General features: G+C 61.7%; 16 protein-coding genes. 12 read left to right on the top strand and 4 right to left on the bottom strand.

Going from position 1 to position 16,833, the window contains the following annotated elements:
- Genes FHX08_RS26730 through FHX08_RS26720 form a run of 3 tightly spaced genes read left to right on the top strand, consistent with a single transcriptional unit; the run spans position 1 to position 3,529 of the window.
- Positions 1 to 1,524 carry an ABC transporter ATP-binding protein gene (locus FHX08_RS26730; protein WP_184327907.1) on the top strand — a complete coding sequence of 508 codons (1,524 nt, stop codon included), beginning with the start codon at positions 1 to 3 and terminating at the stop codon, positions 1,522 to 1,524.
- On the top strand, positions 1,521 to 2,621 hold the full coding sequence (locus tag FHX08_RS26725; protein ID WP_184327906.1) for an ABC transporter permease: 1,101 nt from the start codon (positions 1,521 to 1,523) through the stop codon (positions 2,619 to 2,621). The genes FHX08_RS26730 and FHX08_RS26725 overlap by 4 nt, the downstream gene beginning before the upstream one ends.
- On the top strand, positions 2,618 to 3,529 hold the full coding sequence (locus FHX08_RS26720; protein WP_184327905.1) for an ABC transporter permease: 912 nt from the start codon (positions 2,618 to 2,620) through the stop codon (positions 3,527 to 3,529). The genes FHX08_RS26725 and FHX08_RS26720 overlap by 4 nt, the downstream gene beginning before the upstream one ends.
- A 226-nt stretch (positions 3,530 to 3,755) precedes the next feature.
- On the opposite strand, the gene FHX08_RS26715 is transcribed toward FHX08_RS26720, so the two are convergent.
- On the bottom strand, positions 3,756 to 4,646 hold the full coding sequence (locus FHX08_RS26715) for a LysR family transcriptional regulator (RefSeq protein ID WP_184327904.1): 891 nt from the start codon (positions 4,644 to 4,646) through the stop codon (positions 3,756 to 3,758).
- A 102-nt stretch (positions 4,647 to 4,748) separates the two neighbouring features.
- On the opposite strand from FHX08_RS26715, the gene FHX08_RS26710 reads away from it, so the two are divergent.
- A complete protein-coding gene (locus tag FHX08_RS26710) occupies positions 4,749 to 5,006 on the top strand; it encodes a helix-turn-helix domain-containing protein (protein ID WP_184327903.1) in 258 nt (85 codons plus the stop codon).
- Positions 5,007 to 5,316: 310 nt separating this feature from the next.
- On the opposite strand, the gene FHX08_RS26705 is transcribed toward FHX08_RS26710, so the two are convergent.
- From FHX08_RS26705 to FHX08_RS26695, 3 genes are all read right to left on the bottom strand, one after another.
- Positions 5,317 to 5,751, bottom strand: coding sequence for a type II toxin-antitoxin system VapC family toxin (locus FHX08_RS26705; RefSeq protein WP_184327902.1), 435 nt, complete (start codon positions 5,749 to 5,751; stop codon positions 5,317 to 5,319).
- Positions 5,751 to 6,005 (bottom strand): type II toxin-antitoxin system Phd/YefM family antitoxin, encoded by a 255-nt coding sequence (locus FHX08_RS26700; RefSeq protein WP_132657359.1) that lies wholly within the window; start codon positions 6,003 to 6,005, stop codon positions 5,751 to 5,753. The genes FHX08_RS26705 and FHX08_RS26700 overlap by 1 nt, the downstream gene beginning before the upstream one ends.
- Positions 6,006 to 6,829: 824 nt before the next feature.
- Entirely contained in the window at positions 6,830 to 7,768 is a 939-nt protein-coding gene (locus FHX08_RS26695) for a 2-dehydro-3-deoxygalactonokinase (RefSeq protein WP_184327901.1), read from the bottom strand.
- Between the two features lie 110 nt (positions 7,769 to 7,878).
- Here FHX08_RS26695 and FHX08_RS26690 point away from each other — a divergent pair, with 110 nt between their 5' ends.
- The 8 genes from FHX08_RS26690 (at position 7,879) to FHX08_RS26655 (ending at position 16,831) form a co-directional block, all read left to right on the top strand.
- The gene (locus FHX08_RS26690) at positions 7,879 to 8,787 is read left to right on the top strand and encodes a dihydrodipicolinate synthase family protein (protein WP_184327900.1); all 909 of its coding nucleotides are present in this window, start codon (positions 7,879 to 7,881) and stop codon (positions 8,785 to 8,787) included.
- The gene (locus FHX08_RS26685; protein WP_132657365.1) at positions 8,784 to 9,950 is read left to right on the top strand and encodes a mandelate racemase/muconate lactonizing enzyme family protein; all 1,167 of its coding nucleotides are present in this window, start codon (positions 8,784 to 8,786) and stop codon (positions 9,948 to 9,950) included. The genes FHX08_RS26690 and FHX08_RS26685 overlap by 4 nt, the downstream gene beginning before the upstream one ends.
- A 24-nt stretch (positions 9,951 to 9,974) precedes the next feature.
- Positions 9,975 to 11,246 carry an ABC transporter substrate-binding protein gene (locus FHX08_RS26680; RefSeq protein ID WP_132657367.1) on the top strand — a complete coding sequence of 424 codons (1,272 nt, stop codon included), beginning with the start codon at positions 9,975 to 9,977 and terminating at the stop codon, positions 11,244 to 11,246.
- A 72-nt stretch (positions 11,247 to 11,318) separates the two neighbouring features.
- Positions 11,319 to 12,245, top strand: coding sequence for a carbohydrate ABC transporter permease (locus FHX08_RS26675; RefSeq protein ID WP_132657369.1), 927 nt, complete (start codon positions 11,319 to 11,321; stop codon positions 12,243 to 12,245).
- A gap of 11 nt (positions 12,246 to 12,256) precedes the next feature.
- Positions 12,257 to 13,087 carry a carbohydrate ABC transporter permease gene (locus FHX08_RS26670; protein ID WP_132657370.1) on the top strand — a complete coding sequence of 277 codons (831 nt, stop codon included), beginning with the start codon at positions 12,257 to 12,259 and terminating at the stop codon, positions 13,085 to 13,087.
- A 2-nt stretch (positions 13,088 to 13,089) separates the two neighbouring features.
- The gene (locus FHX08_RS26665; protein ID WP_132657372.1) at positions 13,090 to 14,172 is read left to right on the top strand and encodes an ABC transporter ATP-binding protein; all 1,083 of its coding nucleotides are present in this window, start codon (positions 13,090 to 13,092) and stop codon (positions 14,170 to 14,172) included.
- Complete coding sequence (locus FHX08_RS26660; RefSeq protein ID WP_184327899.1) at positions 14,169 to 15,152, top strand: NAD(P)-dependent oxidoreductase; 984 nt, start codon at positions 14,169 to 14,171, stop codon at positions 15,150 to 15,152. Before FHX08_RS26665 ends, FHX08_RS26660 begins: the two co-directional genes overlap by 4 nt.
- Positions 15,149 to 16,831, top strand: a complete 1,683-nt coding sequence (locus FHX08_RS26655) for an SMP-30/gluconolactonase/LRE family protein (RefSeq protein ID WP_184327898.1) — start codon at positions 15,149 to 15,151, stop codon at positions 16,829 to 16,831. The genes FHX08_RS26660 and FHX08_RS26655 overlap by 4 nt, the downstream gene beginning before the upstream one ends.
- The last annotated feature ends 2 nt before the right edge of the window (positions 16,832 to 16,833 follow it).

Raw genomic sequence — 16,833 nt, 5'->3', positions numbered from 1 at the left:
ATGGAAAGCCCGCTCCTGTCGCTCCGCGGCATTTCCAAGAGCTACGGCCAGGTCCATGCCAACCAGCAGATCGACCTCGACATCGCTCCCCGCTCGATCCACGCCATCCTCGGTGAAAACGGGGCCGGCAAATCGACCTTGATGAAGCTGATCTATGGCGTCGAGCAGCCGGACAGCGGAACCGTTGCCTGGAACGGGCAGAACCTCAGCCTTGCCTCTCCCGCGGAGGCAAGGCGCGCCGGCATCGGCATGGTCTTTCAGCATTTCTCATTGTTCGAAAGCCTGACGGTCGTCGAGAATATCCGCCTGATCGTCACCGGCAAGAAAGGCGAACTTGCGGAGCGCATCCGCAAGCTCGGGCAGGAGTTCGGCCTCGAGGTCGATCCGTTCGCCCATGTACATTCGCTTTCCGTTGGCGAGCGGCAACGGGTGGAAATCATCCGCTGCCTGATGACCGATCCGAAACTGCTGATCCTCGACGAGCCGACATCGGTCCTGCCGCCGCAGGCCGTGGAAAAGCTGTTCGAGACCCTGCGCCGGCTGCGCGACGGCGGCGTTTCCATCCTTTTCATTTCCCACAAGCTGGAAGAGATCCAGTCGCTCTGCGACCGCGCGACGATCCTGCGCGGCGGACGGGTGACGGGGCATGTCGATCCGCGCGAGCACGACGCCCATGATCTCGCCCGCATGATGATCGGCCGCGACATGCCGGAACCAATGCCGGCGCTGCCGCTTGCCGAAGGCGAGAAGCGGCTGGAACTGATCGGCCTCGATTATAGGCCAGACGATCCTTTCGCCGTGCCGCTATCCCGGGTCAGCCTTACGGTGCGTGCAGGCGAAATCCTCGGCATTGCCGGGATTTCCGGCAACGGCCAAAGCGAGCTTGCCGCACTGATCTCCGGCGAGGCGATCCTGCCGCGCGAGCAGCGCGACCAGATCTTCATGATGGGCAGGGATGTCGGCATGCTCGACCCGGCAGGCCGCCGGCGGCTTGGCTTTGCCTTCGTGCCTGAAGACCGGCTCGGCCGCGGCGCGGTCCCCGAAATGTCGCTCACCCTCAACAGCCTGCTGACGGCCCATCCTCTCAGCCTCGTCAAAGGGGGCCTGCTCGACAAGGTGCAGGCGACCGCCTTTACCAATGAATGCATTCGCGACTACGACGTGCGCACGCGCGGCCCCGAGGCGGAAGCCGGCTCCCTCTCCGGCGGTAATCTGCAGAAGTTCATCGTCGGCAGAGAAATCATGCTGGCGCCGAAACTGCTCTTTCTCGCCCAGCCTACCTGGGGTGTCGATATCGGCGCTGCCTCGGCAATCCGAAAGCGGCTGATCACGCTGCGCAATGAAGGCATGGCGATCCTCGTCATTTCCGAGGAGCTCGAGGAATTGTTCGAACTCAGCGACTTCATCCAGGTTCTGCATCATGGGACGCTGAGCCCACCGCTCGTCACGCGCGACGCGAGACCCGAGGATATCGGTCGATACATGATCGGCGCCCAATCACAGCGCGCGAAAGCGACCGCATGAGCAGACCCCTGTTTGCCGCCCTGCCAACCCTTGTCCGCCGGGAACGCGCTTCACTCGCCGCCACGCTGCTCGCCCCGCCGATCGCGCTCGTCGTCACGATCATCCTCAATCTCGGCCTTTATGTCGTCATGGGACGCGACCCGGTCGCAGTCGTCTACGCGATGTTGATTGAGCCTTTCTTCTCCTGGGCATCTTTCTCCGAAGTCCTCCTGAAGACCGGGCCGCTCCTGCTTATCGCCCAGGGGCTGGCGATCGGCTTTCGCGCCAAGGTCTTCAACATCGGTGCCGAAGGGCAATTCGTCCTGGGAGCGATCTTTGCCTCTGCCATTCCGGTCTGGTGGCCTGACGCCACCGGCCAATGGATCTGGCCGGCAATGCTGCTGCTCGGCACCATCGGCGGCGCGTTCTGGGCATCGCTGACTGCCTTCTGGCGCGTTCGGCTCAACGCCAACGAAATCCTGGTCTCGCTGATGCTGAGTTTCGTTGCGGCGCAGCTTCTCAATTATCTGCTGCTCGGCCCCTGGAAGGATCCGAATGGCTTCAACTTCCCGCAGTCGGTCATGTTCCAGTACGATGCCATGGTGCCTATCCTGATCGAGGGAACGCGCGTCAATGTCTCGCTGATCCTTGCCGTTGCCCTGTCGATCGCCGCCTGGATCTTCATGCAGAAAAGCTTCATCGGCTATAAATTGCAGGTCGGCGGACTTGCGCCGCGTGCCGCGAGTTACGCCGGTTTCAAGGAGGGCTGGGCGATCTGGCTGTCGCTCTTGATCGGCGGTGCTGCCGCCGGACTTGCGGGTTCAGCCGAAGTCGCCGGCCCGCTCGGCCAGTTGCAGCGCTCGATCTCGACCGGCTACGGCTATGCGGCGATCATCGTCGCCTATCTCGGCGGCCTGCACCCTGTTGGTATCGTCATATCCTCGGTCGTCATGGCCGCACTGTATATCGGCGGCGACAACGCCATGGTCTCAGCCAACCTGCCGGTCGCCGCCGTCCGCGTCTTTCAGGGCAGCCTCCTGCTTGTCTATCTGATTGCCGTCGCCTTCGTACGCTATCGCCTTGCGTGGCGCCCCGCCGCCATCCGGAGCTCATCATGAATGCGATCGAGTTCATCCTGGCCGGCATGCTGGCGGCTGCGACACCCTTCCTGCTGGCAGCCCTCGGCGAATTGGTGGTCGAGCGCGCCGGCGTTCTCAATCTCGGTGTCGAGGGCTTGATGGCATTCGGCGCCGTCATCGCCTTCATCATCGTCTATAACGGCGGCGGCCACGTCCTCGCATTTGTCGCGGCCGGGCTCGGCGGCATTTTGCTGTCGCTGATCTTTGCCGGCATCATCCTCGGCTTCAACGCGAACCAGGTCGCGACCGGACTTGCGATCGGCATTCTTGGCCAGGGCCTCTCCGCGCTTTTCGGCAAGAACTATGAAAGCCTGACGGTCAAGGCGCTCCCGAAAATCACCATTCCGGTCCTTTCCGACACCCCTATCATCGGCGGCCTGTTCACACAGGATATCGTTGTCTGGCTCTCGCTTCTGGTGACGGTCGCGATCTGGGCGACTTTCGCCTATGCGAAGGTTGGACTGGTCATTCGCGCCGTCGGCGAAAATCCGAAAGCAGCCCATGCGATCGGCTACCCTGTCATCGCCGTCCGCTGCGCCGCCGTGGCATTTGGCGGCATGATGGCGGGCTTTGCCGGCGCCTATGCGTCGACGATCTATACGCCGCTCTGGGCGGATGGCATGATTGCGGGCCGCGGCTGGATCGCCATTGCGCTCGTCGTCTTCGGAACCTGGCTGACAGGCCGGATCTTCCTCGGCGCGTGTCTCTTCGGTGCCGTATCGCTGATGGGGCTCGCCGCCCAGGCAACCGGCCTCGACGTACCCTCGCAGTTGCTGGCATGCCTCCCCTATCTGGTAACGATCGTCGTGCTCGGCATCATCTCGGCAGATCGCCGCCTGCTGAAACTCAACGGCGTCGCGTCGCTTGGGGAGCCATTCGAGAGGTAAGACAGATGCGCGTGACGCAGGTCGCAGATCAAGACACCGCGCTTTGAAGAAAATACCGAATACGCCGGTTGCATTGAGGCTGTGGTCGCCTATCGATCGCTCTAGCCTTGTCACTTGCTGTGCCGACCATGCACATGATCGCGCAAGTCGGTGAATAGCGCGCATCGGCGGGATCAGATTGCACGGACGATGCTCCGTCAACCAACAGTCCGCGCAAAGAAGACCCTCACCTGCCCAGCCGCGCCAATGACCGTGCGACATCGATGATGTCGTCGCGGCCGGCAGTCGGATCCTCCCGGTTCCAGGCGACACCGAGCCCGATCTTGAAATCGATCCCCCTCACTTTCTTCAGCTCAAAGCCGCGGTTCGGCAGATCCTGCGTCCATTCCGGCACGAAGCCGATGCCAAGACCGGCCGAGACCAGCGACACCAGCGAGAAGGTGTCGTCACAGGTATAAGCGACATTGTCGGTCAGATCGTGCTCCTCGAACTTTTCGGCGAAATAGCGCTCGCTGTAGGAGAGGTTCTGGCGGGAGACCGAGATGATGTTCTCGGAACGCAGATCCTGAAGATCGATCTCGCTCTTCAATGACAGCGGGCTCTCTTTGGCCACCGCCAGCAGGTAGCGCTCATGGGCGATCGAGAAGAAGCGCAACGAACCGATATTCTCCACCGGTCGGATGAAGCCGAGATTGATGCGGCCTGCCTCGATATGGCGGATGATGTCATCGGTGGTGCCGCTTTCGATATGCATGCGGATATCGGGATATTTGCGGCCAATGCGCGACAGGAAGGACGGCAGCACGCCGATGGTGGCGGGATAGACGGTACCAATGGCAATCCGGCGCGCCGTCTTACCCCCAACCGACCTCGCGATCTCCCTCGACAGATCCACTTCACTCAGGATCCGCACCGAGCGCTCATAGAACGCCGCCCCTGCCCTCGTCAGTTCCACCCGCCTGGTCGAGCGGATGAACAGCTGCACGCCGAGTTCCTTCTCCAGCGCCATCACCTGGTTCGACAAAGCCGGCTGGGCGATATGCACCTTGGCCGCCGCACGACCGAAATGCAGCTCCTCTGCCACCGCAACGAAGTAGGACAGCTGGCGTAGTTCCATTCAGAACAGTTCCTCACCGGATCGGGTAACGAGATCGCGATAAGCGATTTCCGTATAGAATAGCCAATTATTTAATTCCACACGCAATGGTCGTGTGTGCGCATGAAGCCACGTGATCTGCTAGCTTGGAATGTCCGGAAGTTGAGGGTCGCTCGCGGCCTCTCGCAGGAGCGTCATGCTCTTGAAGCCAATCTAGAGCGCGTCTCAATCTCTCAGATCGAACGCAAGCAAATCAACCTAGGTATTGATTCTCTTGGAAAGATCGCGGGCGTTCTCGAATGTAGAGTATGCGAGCTTCTCGCAGAACCTGCAGAAGGAGAAGAGCCACCTACGAATCTGCGCCCAGGGCGGCGAGGCTAACGCCGTTAGCAGAGTATCGTGCTGAGTGCGCGGTCGCCTTGCGGGATCGACGCGATTGTCATTCGACGCCTCGCTTGCAGCAGTTGACAGGAATCGAACCAGCGGCGCCACTACTCAGATGGGGTTAAGTGCTTGAAAATCCAATTTCTGGGCGTGACGCCTATTTATGGATCGCATTCCCGCAGGCACGATCACCATTCCGATCGCAGATCAACAGTCTGCGGAAATCTACCGTCGACATCTCCGCGATCTTGGATCGGTCGGCATCTGGGTGCTGCGTGTAATCGCATCAAACGATCTCTGTGGATTCTCAAGAATGTGATATCGGGAAATCCCACGGATTCACGAGCGCCACTCCCATGCTTTCAAAATCTTTGACGTTGCGCGTGACAAGCGTCATACGCCGAGTGAAGGCTGTCGCGGCAATATAGGCGTCATTGATTGGTTTGGGATTGGGCACATGCCATTGGGCCGCCTGAACGGCGGCCGCCTCGTCCAGAGGCAGGATGCGGCCCGAAAATGCCGTGAGGACCGTATTTTCCAGCCAGTTACGCAGCACCTTCCCGGCGACTGCATCATTACGCTCCACCAGCTGAACGCCGATCTCCAACTCGTGCAGGACTACGGATGAAATGAAAGTCTCGGCCGGATCGACGGTTTCGTTCCAGACGACGACATTAGGATCAGCCTTGCCGCTCGCCACCTTGCGAAGTTCGGACACGACATTGGTATCGAGCAACAGCATCAGGACAGGTCGACTGGCCGGGCAAGTTCCGTGCGCTGCGGGAGCGGCAAGTCAATATCATCCGCTCCGGGCGCGGCCAGCATGTCACCGAGTGTCCGCATTTTACCGGTAAGCCGCTTGTACTCATCGAACGACAGGAGAACATGCGCAGGTCGGCCCCTGTCGGTAATGATGACCGGTCCATCCCTGGTGGCGCGCTTTGCGCGGCCAAGATCCTGATTGAGTTCTCGGCCTGAAAGCGTGGTAACGGTCATGACAAGCCTCCAACATTCGTGGTTACGTGACCACATTTAGTCCGTATGACCTGGAATTGCAAGATGCAGAGCTCCTTAGACAGAGCAAATCTAGCTCGACGCCGAGCCAATGTGCGCGGGTTCATGAATGACTCCCTGACGTCCTCACCCTCCATCCCGAAGCTCATGGGTGCGGTCGACCGAGCTGAAGACGATCACCATAGGTGACCTTGAATTGCTCACTAACAATGCAGATGGAAGTGCTACCAAGGTACGAGAGATCGGTCGCACGCCCAGTGATTGCCGCTTTGCTTCGAAGTTGCAGAAGCGATGATGGATCGAAATGATGCTGCAACGCTTTGCGCTGAAACGCCGCCATCTTCATGCTTACCTAGGGGTTCGAGGTTTCCCGGTTCCAGAAGGAGACAGATGCAGCCCCACGACTTCCATTCGACCGAAAGGTTGCGCCACATCTGGTTCAATGCGGCTTTGGATGCGCGATAGGCAAAACCGCGTGATCCTTCGAAGCTGTCGATAGAGGATGCATGGTTTGAAACGGCTGCAAAGATTTTCGCCCTCCCCTTCTGGAGGTTCGGCTCCAGAAGGCTCGCAAGATGAAGCGGCGCATACGCCTTCTGAAAAGGTACGTCCACTAGTTGCGCAGAATTTTAGGCGGCGGCCAAGCTAGGCATGATTTGCAGTTGATGGGGATCGAGCCCTCAACTGGGGTTTACATCCGCGCATGCGATCTCGTTAGCTGTAACTCTCAAATAATCAAAGCGGATGAACCGCACGGAGGCAGTTTCCGCTTCGATGACATGTCCCGACATCGAGTGTCTGCGGGCTTAGACGCTATCGAGATGCACGGCGGCCCACCCGAGTGCCGCGCGGAGGATCGCCAGGGCGCCGTTTATGGCTTCCTCGCCCCTGCCCTCGAGGACCTTGAGGCCGAACGCATCGGCGGCGATGCCGTAAAGGGCGTTCAGCCCGTCATTGCCCACGATCGCCACCTGATCGCCGTCCACATACCAGCCCGCTTCTCGCGCCTGACGGAATTCCTGGCCGATAACCATGCCCGACACATAGGAGCGCAACTGTTCGGCTGACAGCTTCTGGGCCAGCCCGCCGGTTCTGGCCGAGAACAGCAGCGACAGCATGGCACCGGTTTTCCGGGCCTCCGCGAGTCCCCAGCGAAACGCTTCCGGATCATCGACCGGCGGTTTGCTCGCGCCGCGTGCAATGAAGGAATGCTTCATCAGCAGAGCAAAGACTTCTCCGGTGACGAATGTCTGGAAACCGGCAATACGGCCGTCGGCTACGCGCGCCCACTTGCTGTGCGTGCCGGGCAGGATGATCGCCATGTCCCGGTCCAGCCCAAAGCCGACGATCTGCGTCTCTTCTCCGCGCATCACGTCGGGAAACGGCGTTCGCGCGGGATCCGTCAGGCCTGCAAATAAGATCAGGTCCGAACCGTTGGGCAGTTTCAGGCGGGTGGTTCCTGCCCCCAGCTCCGCGGCGCCGGCCGGACATGGAACGTAGGGAACTTCGATCCAGCCGTTGCGGCTGGTGATCATGCCCAGAGCAACCACCGGCAATGCGCCGTGCCTTTCGAACCAGGGGCCGAGCGCGCCCATGAGCACAGCTTCGTGTTCACCCTTGGAAAGGGTGGAAATGCCCTGCCCAGTCTCCAAGTGATCCAGCACGCCGGCATCGGCGCTGACCAGCGTGCCTCTGAACGATGTGGTGCCCCAGTCGACGATGACGGATGCGGCTGATGCCTCCATGCGGCGGTTCCCCTTCGGTGTTTCGCTGGGGCTTGCCATAGGCGCTCAAGCCATGTAGTGTCAATAGATGAATATATAGTACCACAATATGATACTTTGGAGGACCAAGCATGGCGACCGGATTGAAGGGCATCCTGCCTGTTCTGCCCACGCCCTTTGCCGCGGACGGCAGCGTCGATGCGCCGGCCATGGAAAGACTTGTGCGGTTTGCACTGGATAACGGAGCGGACGGCGTGGTGTTTCCAGGCTTTGCCAGCGAGGTCGAAAATCTTACCGCCGACGAACGGGCCATGCTGCTCGAGATCGTCGTCAAGACCGCCGCTAGCCGCGTGCCAGTCGTGGCCGGCGCCAGCGCCGCCGAATGGCGGGATGTCGTTCAGCATGGACAAGTCGCCGCCCGGCTCGGCGTCCGGCATCTGATGGTGCAGCCGCCGAAATCCGTCGGCGTCGATGCGCCGGCACTGATCGATTTTCTCGGACACGTGCTCGACGCCCTGCCCGATATCGAAATCATCCTGCAGAACGCGCCGGCGCCTCGCGGCTCGGACCTGTCGCCACAGGCGATTGTCGAAATCGTCAAAGCTCTGCCGCGCGTCGCCTACGTGAAGGAAGAAACCCTCCCGGCTGGCCCGGCAATCAGCCATATCGTCGGGCATGCGCCCGCGACGCTGAAAGGCGTAATCGGCGGCGGCGGCGCCCGATATATTCTCGACGAATATGCGCGGGGCGCGATTGCGGCGATGCCGGCGTTGGAAATCGTCGACGAGCATGTCGCCATCGACCGCGCCCTTTGCGCCGGCCAACATGCGGAGGCCCGCAGGATCTATGTCCGCACGTTGCCGCTGCTGGTCCTCCAGGCGGTCTACCGCATGCGGCTTACCAAATACGTGCTGCTGCGACGTGGCATCATTGACGGCGTGGGCGTGCGCGCTCCGACGCCGGAACTGGACGCTGCGGCCCTTTCGGATATCGACGCCAACCTGGTGGAACTTGGCTTCGTCGCTTCGGAGGCCGCATGAACAGCCCGATTGCTTCCATCGAGGTATTTACGCTGACCCAGCCGCGCAGGGTCCCCTATCTTGGCGCCTTGCGGCCGGGCGAGGTGGTGAACCCGAACGGCTACATCGTCCGCAAGGGCAACCGCACCGTCTATCCGACCTTCGACCGCAGCGTTCTTGTCCGGATGACCACGCAGTCCGGCACGGTCGGCTGGGGAGAGACCTACGGCATTGTCGCACCCGGCGCCGTTGCGGCTCTGATCAATGATCTCTTGGCCGGCTTCGTGGTGGGACGCGACGCTTCCGACCCCTCGGCGATCTATGACGATCTCTACGATATGATGCGGGTGCGCGGCTATACGGGCGGATTCTATGTCGACGCGCTAGCGGCGCTGGACATTGCCCTGTGGGATATCGCCGGCCGCGAAGCCGGCAGGTCGGTGCGCGAACTGCTGGGCGGCGGGGTCGAGAGCTTTGCGGCCTATGTCTCGGGCCTGCCGGAAAAGACGCTGCAGGCGCGTGGCGAGCTGGCGAAATACTGGCAGGACCGCGGTTTCAATGCCTTCAAGTTCGCCACCCCGGTTGCTGATGACGGCCCGGCCGCCGAAATCGCCAATCTGCGCCGGGTTCTGGGGCCGGACGCGAAGATCGCCGCCGACATGCACTGGAACCAGACGCCGGAACGCGCCCTGGAACTGATTTCCGAAATGGCCCCCTACGAGCCATGGTTTGCCGAAGCGCCCGTCTGGACGGAAGACATTGCCGGCCTCGAGAGAGTGTCAAAAGGAACCGACATTCCGATTGCGGTCGGCGAGGAATGGCGGACCCATTGGGATATGCGCGCCCGCGTCGAGCGCTGCCGCATTTCAATCGTTCAGCCGGAAATGGGCCACAAGGGCATTACCAACTTCACCCGCATCGGCACTCTGGCGCAGGAGCACGGCATCGATGTCATCCCGCATGCGACTGTCGGGGCTGGGATCTTCCTGGCAGCCAGCCTGCAGGCATCTTCTACCCTGCCAACGCTGAAGGGGCACGAATTCCAGCACTCGATTTTCGAGCCGAACCGCCGCCTGCTGGATGGCGACATGGATTGCCGGGAGGGCCGGTATTACCTGCCTTCCGGACCGGGACTGGGCGTGACGCCGTCACAGACGGCGCTGTCACTGCTTGAACGCATTTGAAGACGGTTCTTGGAGGAGAAACCAATGTATGACAGGCTGACGAAACTGGCGCTTGGCGCCGCGACCGCCATGTGCGTGACCCTGGGCAGCCTTGCCCCGGCCATGGCCGATACCGTCCTGAAGTTCATTTCCTGGCAGACCGATGACGCCGGCACCGGCGACTGGTGGCGATCGGTGATCGCCGAATACGAAAAGCGGCATCCCGGCGTGAAGATCGAGTTCACCAAGGCCGACCGCAGTTCCTATGCGGACACGATGACGACACTGTTTGCCGCGAACCAGCCGCCGCAGATCGTCCATCTGGCGTCCTTCGAATTCCAGATGTTTGCCGACAATGGCTGGCTGGAGCCGCTCGATCCCTGGATCAAGAAGGACGGCCTCGACCTGACCGGCTGGGCCGGCCAGTCGAAATGCCAGTGGAACGGCGAAACCGTCTGCATCATGATGAACTATTTCGGCTTCGTCATGGCCTATAACAAGAAGATCCTCGATGCCGCCGGCGTCGCCGTGCCCAAGACCTACGACGAGTTCCTGGCCGCCGCCAAGGCGACCACGAAGGATCTCAACGGCGACGGCATCGTCGACCAGTTCGGCACGGGGCACGAGACCAAGGGCGGTCCCGGCCAATACCTGACCGAGATGCTGAACTACATTCTCGATGCCGGTGCCTACTGGACCGACAAGGACGGCAATATCACCATCGACACGCCGCAGATGGTCGAAGGGCTGACCCGCTGGAAGACCGTCATGAAAAGCGGCGTCGGCCCCGTCGACATGAGCGCGAGTGACGTGCGCAAACTGTTTGCCGATGGCAAGATGGCAATGCGCTTGGACGGGCCGTGGCTCTACGGCACGACGGAAAAAGGTCTTGCAAAAGCCGATATTGTCTATGCTGCGCCGCCGCTGCACCCACCACTTGGCGGCTCCTCCAATGTCCTTGCCATGCCGGCCGACATTTCCGACGACCGGAAGGCCCTGGTATGGGACTTCATTAAACTGACGATGACACCGGAATTCCAGCGTAGCTATGCCACGCTTGGCGGCAATACTCCGCCAAGCCCGACCGCCGACGTCTCCGGTGTCGAAAAGACGATCCCGCACTTTCCGCTGCTGATCCAGACGATGAAGGCTGCGTCGGATGCGGGCGTTGACCGTGTCCCGACCGGACTTGAACTCTACTATAACGAGTTCAGCAAGATGGTGATGGAAGAGACCCAGCGGATGATCATCCAGGATCTCGACCCGGCGACGGTGGCGAAGACCATGCAGGCTAAAGCGGAGTCAATTAAGGGCTGAAGCACGCCACGCCCTTTCGGCGTGGCACACGACAGCCACGCCGGCAATGCCGACCAGTCAACAGGAACTGCTATGACCATCCCTCCGCACGCAGGGCGCCGTAAGTATTTCGATCTTGCGCGCCCAAGCCGACAGCATCTTCTTGGTTACATTCTCATCGCGCCCGCGGTGCTGATGGTGGCCGGCATCATCGTCTGGCCTCTGCTGCTGGCGATCGACCTGTCGTTCCAGCAGGTCAAGATTCCGCGGCTGGGCGGCGCCGGCCGGCCGTTTTCGCTGGCCAACTACACCTGGCTGTTCAGCTCCGACGAATTCTGGTCGGCCTGTTGGGTAACACTGAAATTGGTCATCGTCGTTACGATCGGCAGCGTTCTCGTTGGGCTGGGAACGGCGCTCCTGGTCAACAACCGGTTCAAGGGCAGAACATCCGCGCGGCTCGTCATGGCCCTGCCTTGGGCGGTGCCGGAAATCATCGCCGTGGTCATCTTTGCCTGGATGTTCGATACCTCGTTCGGGCTTTTCGGATGGCTTGCCATCAAGCTCGGCTTCACCGATCACATGATCCCCTGGGTCAGCAGCTCGACCGCGGCCTTCTGGGCCGTCGCTATCACCATGGTGTGGAAGGGATTTCCCTTCGTGTCGATTATGTGCCTTGCCGGCTTGCAATCGATCCCGTCCGACTATTATGCGGCCGCGAAGGTGGATGGCGCCGACGTCTGGCAGCGGTTCCGCTGGATCACCCTGCCGCTGCTGATGCCGGTGCTCGGAGTCACGCTGGTCCTGACACTGCTCTGGGTGTTCCGCGACTTTTCGATCATCAAGGTGCTGACCGGCGGCGGCCCGCTGCGCTCAACCCAGACCTTGTCGATCATGACCTATGACCAAGCCTTCCAATATCACAATTTCGGCCGTGCCGCCGCCGTCGGCGTCCTGACCCTGGTGATCTGCATTATCGCCAGCCTGCTGATGCTCGGCCGGCGCTCGAAATCCATTTATTAAGGAATGGCTTCATGAGACGAACGTTCTTTCAGAGCCTTGCCCTCTATACCACGGTGGTCTTCACCGTGGTGATGATCCTGTTTCCCATCTATTGGCTGATCGTCACCGCACTGTCGACCACAGACGAACTCTACCGCCTTCCGCCGACCTTCTGGCCACAGGATGCGCAATGGGGGATCTTCGCCCGCGTCTGGGCCGCCAAGCCCATTCTCCTCTGGCTGTGGAATTCCATGCTAGCCGCCTTCGGCTCAGTGGGTCTTTCCATGCTGGTATCCGTCAGTGCCGGCTATGCGCTGTCACGCTACTCCATGCGGGGTGGCGCCACGATGGGCCTGTTCATCCTGACTGCGAAGATGCTGCCGGCGACGCTGCTGGTCATTCCGCTGTTTTCGATCTTCTCCAGCTTCGGTCTGGTTGGCAGCCTCTGGACGCTCGTGCTGGCACATTCGACGATGATCATTCCCTTCGCCGTGTGGATGCTGAAGGGCTATTTTGACACGATCCCGCGCGAACTGGAACAAGCCGCCATGGTCGATGGCTGCTCGCCAGTCGGCGCCATGGTACGGGTCGTCCTGCCGATCGCCACCCCTGGACTTGCGGCAACCGCACTCTACGCATTTGTCCTGAGCTGGGCAGACTATGCCTACGCCCGGACATTCCTCGTCAACTCGCCCGACAACTGGACCGCCAATCTCGGCATTACTACGATGCAGGGCGAATACGTCACCTATTGGAACGACATTGCCGCGGCGTCGATCTTCATCGCCCTGCCGATCATTGTCATCTACCTGTTCCTCGAACGCTATTTGGTCGGCGGTCTTACCGCTGGCGCGGAGAAGTAAGCATGGCCAATATTTCCATTCGCGACGTCAGCAAGTCCTACGGGGCGTTGAACGTGTTGCGGCCGTTTTCGCTTGAGATCCAGGACGGCGAGTTCGTGGTGCTTGTCGGACCGTCCGGTTGCGGCAAGTCGACGATGCTGAAGATCCTGGCGGGGCTGGAGCCCGCTACGAAAGGCCAGATCTTCATCGGCGAGCGCGAAGTGACCGACCTGGCACCCGGCGATCGCGACATCGCCATGGTGTTCCAGAATTACGCGCTCTACCCGCACCTGACGGTTCGGCAGAATATCGGCTTCGGCCTGAAGATGCGCGGTACCGATAAGACAGAAATCGACCGGCGCGTCGAAGAGGCCGCCCGCATTCTCGAAGTCATGCCTTATCTGGAACGCCGGCCCAAGGACCTCTCGGGCGGACAGCGGCAGCGTGTCGCGCTCGGCCGCGCGATTGTCAGGCAGCCACAGGCCTTCCTGATGGACGAGCCGCTGTCGAACCTCGATGCCAAGCTGCGTGTCCACATGCGCGCCGAGATCGGCGCCCTGCACAAGCGGATCGGCGTCACCACGGTCTATGTGACGCATGACCAGGTGGAGGCAATGACCATGGCCGACCGCGTGGTCATCATGCAGGGCGGAGTCATCCAGCAAATCGCCGCACCGGACGACTTGTTCAACAACCCCGCCAATCTGTTCGTCGCCGGCTTTATCGGTTCGCCGGGCATGAATTTCCTGAACGGCGAAGTCTATGACGGGACCTTGAGCATATTCGGCCAGAAGGTCTTTCTGCCTCGGGGTCGGCATCTGCCGGGACCGGTAGTGGTCGGCCTTCGTCCGGAGCATATCGTTCTCGGCGACGCACCCGTGACGTTCAACGTGCGCCCGTCGCTGATCGAAAGCCTCGGGTCGGAAAAATACATCTATTTCGAAGCCGAAGGCGCGCGAGCCGCGGATAGCGAGGACGGCAAATCCAAGGGGCTGATCGCCCGCGTTTCGCATTCCGGAAGCCTGTCGAACAGCGACGAGCTGCGGCTCGGCTTTGACCCCTCACAAATCTACCTTTTCGATTCCAAAACGGGGGAAAGACTATGATTCTCGTCACCGGATCTGCCGGACGCGTCGGGCGCAGTGTCGTCGCGGCCTTGCGCAGCACAGGCCGGGAGGTTCGCGGCTTCGACTTGCGGGCTTCGGGAACGGGCGGCGACGAGGTGGTCGGATCGTTAGAAGACGCCGGCTCCGTTGCACGCGCGGTCACCGAGGTGACCGGCGTGCTACATCTCGGTGCATTCATGTCCTGGGCGGCCGCGGACCGGGACCGGATGTTCTCGTCCAATGTCGACGGCACGCGCCGGCTTCTGGATGCGGCTGCCGGCGCCGGGGTGAAGCGGTTCGTGTTCGCCTCCTCGGGCGAAGTCTACCCGGAAAACCTACCGGAATTCCTGCCCGTCACTGAGGACCATCCGTTGCGGCCGAACTCGCCCTACGGATTGACCAAGCTGCTCGGCGAGGAGCTTGTCCGCTTCCACCAGCGGCAGAAAAAGATGGAAACGGTCATTTTGCGATTTTCCCATACGCAGGATGCTGCCGAACTGCTGGACGAAGAAAGCTTCTTTTCCGGCCCGCGATTCTTCCTGCGCTCACGCGTGAAGCAGCAGGAGAATTTCGGCAACAAGCTCATCGCGGATCTGTTGCGGGCGGCAGATATCGGACAACCGGCGCATGTGCTCGCCCGCAACCAGGACGGCCGGCCATTTCGCATGCACATTACTGATACGCGCGACATGGTGGCGGGCATTCTCCTGGCCCTCGACCATCCCGACGCAGCTGGCAGCGTCTTCAATCTCGGCTCGGACGAGCCAGTCGATTTCGCCGATATCGTGCCGCGCATGTCCGCCATGACGGGACTGCCCGTGGTGACTGTCAATCTTCCCGGCGCCGGTGTCTATTACCACACGTCGAACAGGCGAATCACGGAAACGTTGGGGTTTAAGCCGGAATGGACAATGGACCGGATGCTGCAGGAAGCGCTCTCGGCACGCCAGCATCGCCAGGCGGTGGGCAAGGCGTCATGAAACCTGAAACGCCGGGCGGAACGGCAGCCCTGGCCAAAGGGTTGACGCTCCTAGACATGGTCGCCGATGCGCCCGAACCGCTTCGCTTTGCCGAGCTTTTGCGGGCGTCCGGCCTGCCTAAGCCGACTTTCGCACGGATCCTGCGGACGCTAATCGCCTATGGCCTCGTCCGGCAGGACGAGGCGCGCGGCACTTATGTGCTCGGCCAGCGTTTTCTCGAAATGTCGCATCGCGTCTGGGAAAGCTTCGACCTGGCCTCGGCCGCGGCATCCGAACTCGAGCGGCTGGCTGGCGAACTCGGTGAAACGGTGGCGCTCTGCAAGCTCGATGGTGTGATGGCGCTCTACCTGGCGGAACGTTCTGGCGCCGGCCTTTCGGTGCGTGTCGAGGTCGGTCGCCGTGTGCCGCTGCACAGTACGGCCCCAGGCAAGGCCCTGCTTGCCTTCCAGGATCCGGCCGTCGGCCGCGCGTTGATCGAACGGCTGACGCTTGATCGCTACACGTCCCACACGATTACCGCCATGGAGCCGCTGCAGGCCGATCTGACCCTGACGCGCGCCCGCGGCTATTCGATTTCCTACGAGGAGCATCTGCCGGGCGTGAACTCCGTCGCGGCGCCTGTCATGGGACGCGACAACACGCCGATCGGCGTGCTCGTCGCGCTCGGGCCATCATCGCGTCTCGATGCCGCCAACATCCATCCCGCCGGCCGCGAACTCATCGCCGCCGCCCGGCGCATCACCGGCGCCGCCGGCGCCGTCGCCATCAGCTCGCGCCCGCGCCCGCGCACCGCCACGGGCCGACCGATGGCGGAACTCAGCTGCGTACTGCCTTGGGGCGCGCAGCTAGGCGAAAGCCCGGCTTGGCACAAGAGCGAGCGGGCGCTGTACTGGGTCGACATCCTGCATCCCGCGGTCCATCGCTTCGACCCTGTCACGGGCCGAAACGAGACCTGCGAGACCGGCAAACTGGTCAGCGCCGTCATACCGGTTGCCGCAGACCGGCTGCTGGTCGCCTCGCAGGACGGCATGGAATGGCTGGATTTTGCCTCGGGACGGCTCACCCCGTTCGCAAGCCCGGAAGCAGGCATCTCCGACAACCGGCTGAACGACGCCAAATGTGGCCCGGACGGCGCCATCTGGGTCGGCTCGATGCGAATTGATGCCTCCAAGCCGACCGGTGCCCTCTACCGGATCGGCGCCGACGGCGCGGCCGAGCGCAAGGAAGGCGGCATCATCGTTTCGAACGGTCTTGGCTGGAGCCCCGATGGCCGCACTTTCTATTTCGTCGACACGGTGCCGGGCCTGATCCACGCCTATGACTGCGATCCATCCACCGGGGCATTGGGTATTCGGCGCGAATTTGCGCGAATTCCGGTCAGCGACGGCCGGCCGGACGGGCTTGCGGTCGATGCCGAAGGGGCTGTCTGGTGCGCCATCTGGGACGGCTGGTCGGTGCGCCGCTATCTGCCGGACGGCCGTCTCGACCAGAACATCGAACTTCCCGTTCCCCGGCCGACCAGCGTCGCATTCGGCGGCGAGGATTTATCGACGCTCTACATCACCACCGCCCGCACGCGACTGCCGGCCACGACGCTGGCGGACGCACCGCTCTCCGGCGGGCTTTTTGCCTGTCGTCCCGGCGTGGCCGGCGCGCAGGTCGATCTTTTCGAGGGATAGAA

The organism is Rhizobium sp. BK529 (genome assembly GCF_014194105.1).
Classification (GTDB): Bacteria; Pseudomonadota; Alphaproteobacteria; order Rhizobiales; family Rhizobiaceae; genus Rhizobium.
The sequence above is the reverse complement of the archived record's forward strand: the minus strand, read 5'-3'. Positions and strand labels throughout refer to the sequence as shown.

What these genes read in the sequence shown, in the direction of transcription:
- FHX08_RS26670 (WP_132657370.1), top strand. Translation starts at nt 12,257, where the DNA reads ATGAGACGAACGTTCTTTCAGAGCCTTGCCCTCTATACCACGGTGGTC.
- FHX08_RS26665 (WP_132657372.1), top strand. Translation starts at nt 13,090, where the DNA reads ATGGCCAATATTTCCATTCGCGACGTCAGCAAGTCCTACGGGGCGTTG.
- FHX08_RS26675 (WP_132657369.1), top strand. Translation starts at nt 11,319, where the DNA reads ATGACCATCCCTCCGCACGCAGGGCGCCGTAAGTATTTCGATCTTGCG.
- FHX08_RS26690 (WP_184327900.1), top strand. Translation starts at nt 7,879, where the DNA reads ATGGCGACCGGATTGAAGGGCATCCTGCCTGTTCTGCCCACGCCCTTT.
- FHX08_RS26710 (WP_184327903.1), top strand. Translation starts at nt 4,749, where the DNA reads ATGAAGCCACGTGATCTGCTAGCTTGGAATGTCCGGAAGTTGAGGGTC.
- FHX08_RS26725 (WP_184327906.1), top strand. Translation starts at nt 1,521, where the DNA reads ATGAGCAGACCCCTGTTTGCCGCCCTGCCAACCCTTGTCCGCCGGGAA.
- FHX08_RS26705 (WP_184327902.1), bottom strand. Translation starts at nt 5,751, where the DNA reads ATGCTGTTGCTCGATACCAATGTCGTGTCCGAACTTCGCAAGGTGGCG.
- FHX08_RS26685 (WP_132657365.1), top strand. Translation starts at nt 8,784, where the DNA reads ATGAACAGCCCGATTGCTTCCATCGAGGTATTTACGCTGACCCAGCCG.
- FHX08_RS26660 (WP_184327899.1), top strand. Translation starts at nt 14,169, where the DNA reads ATGATTCTCGTCACCGGATCTGCCGGACGCGTCGGGCGCAGTGTCGTC.
- FHX08_RS26680 (WP_132657367.1), top strand. Translation starts at nt 9,975, where the DNA reads ATGTATGACAGGCTGACGAAACTGGCGCTTGGCGCCGCGACCGCCATG.
- FHX08_RS26700 (WP_132657359.1), bottom strand. Translation starts at nt 6,005, where the DNA reads ATGACCGTTACCACGCTTTCAGGCCGAGAACTCAATCAGGATCTTGGC.
- FHX08_RS26720 (WP_184327905.1), top strand. Translation starts at nt 2,618, where the DNA reads ATGAATGCGATCGAGTTCATCCTGGCCGGCATGCTGGCGGCTGCGACA.
- FHX08_RS26730 (WP_184327907.1), top strand. Translation starts at nt 1, where the DNA reads ATGGAAAGCCCGCTCCTGTCGCTCCGCGGCATTTCCAAGAGCTACGGC.
- FHX08_RS26695 (WP_184327901.1), bottom strand. Translation starts at nt 7,768, where the DNA reads ATGGAGGCATCAGCCGCATCCGTCATCGTCGACTGGGGCACCACATCG.
- FHX08_RS26655 (WP_184327898.1), top strand. Translation starts at nt 15,149, where the DNA reads ATGAAACCTGAAACGCCGGGCGGAACGGCAGCCCTGGCCAAAGGGTTG.
- FHX08_RS26715 (WP_184327904.1), bottom strand. Translation starts at nt 4,646, where the DNA reads ATGGAACTACGCCAGCTGTCCTACTTCGTTGCGGTGGCAGAGGAGCTG.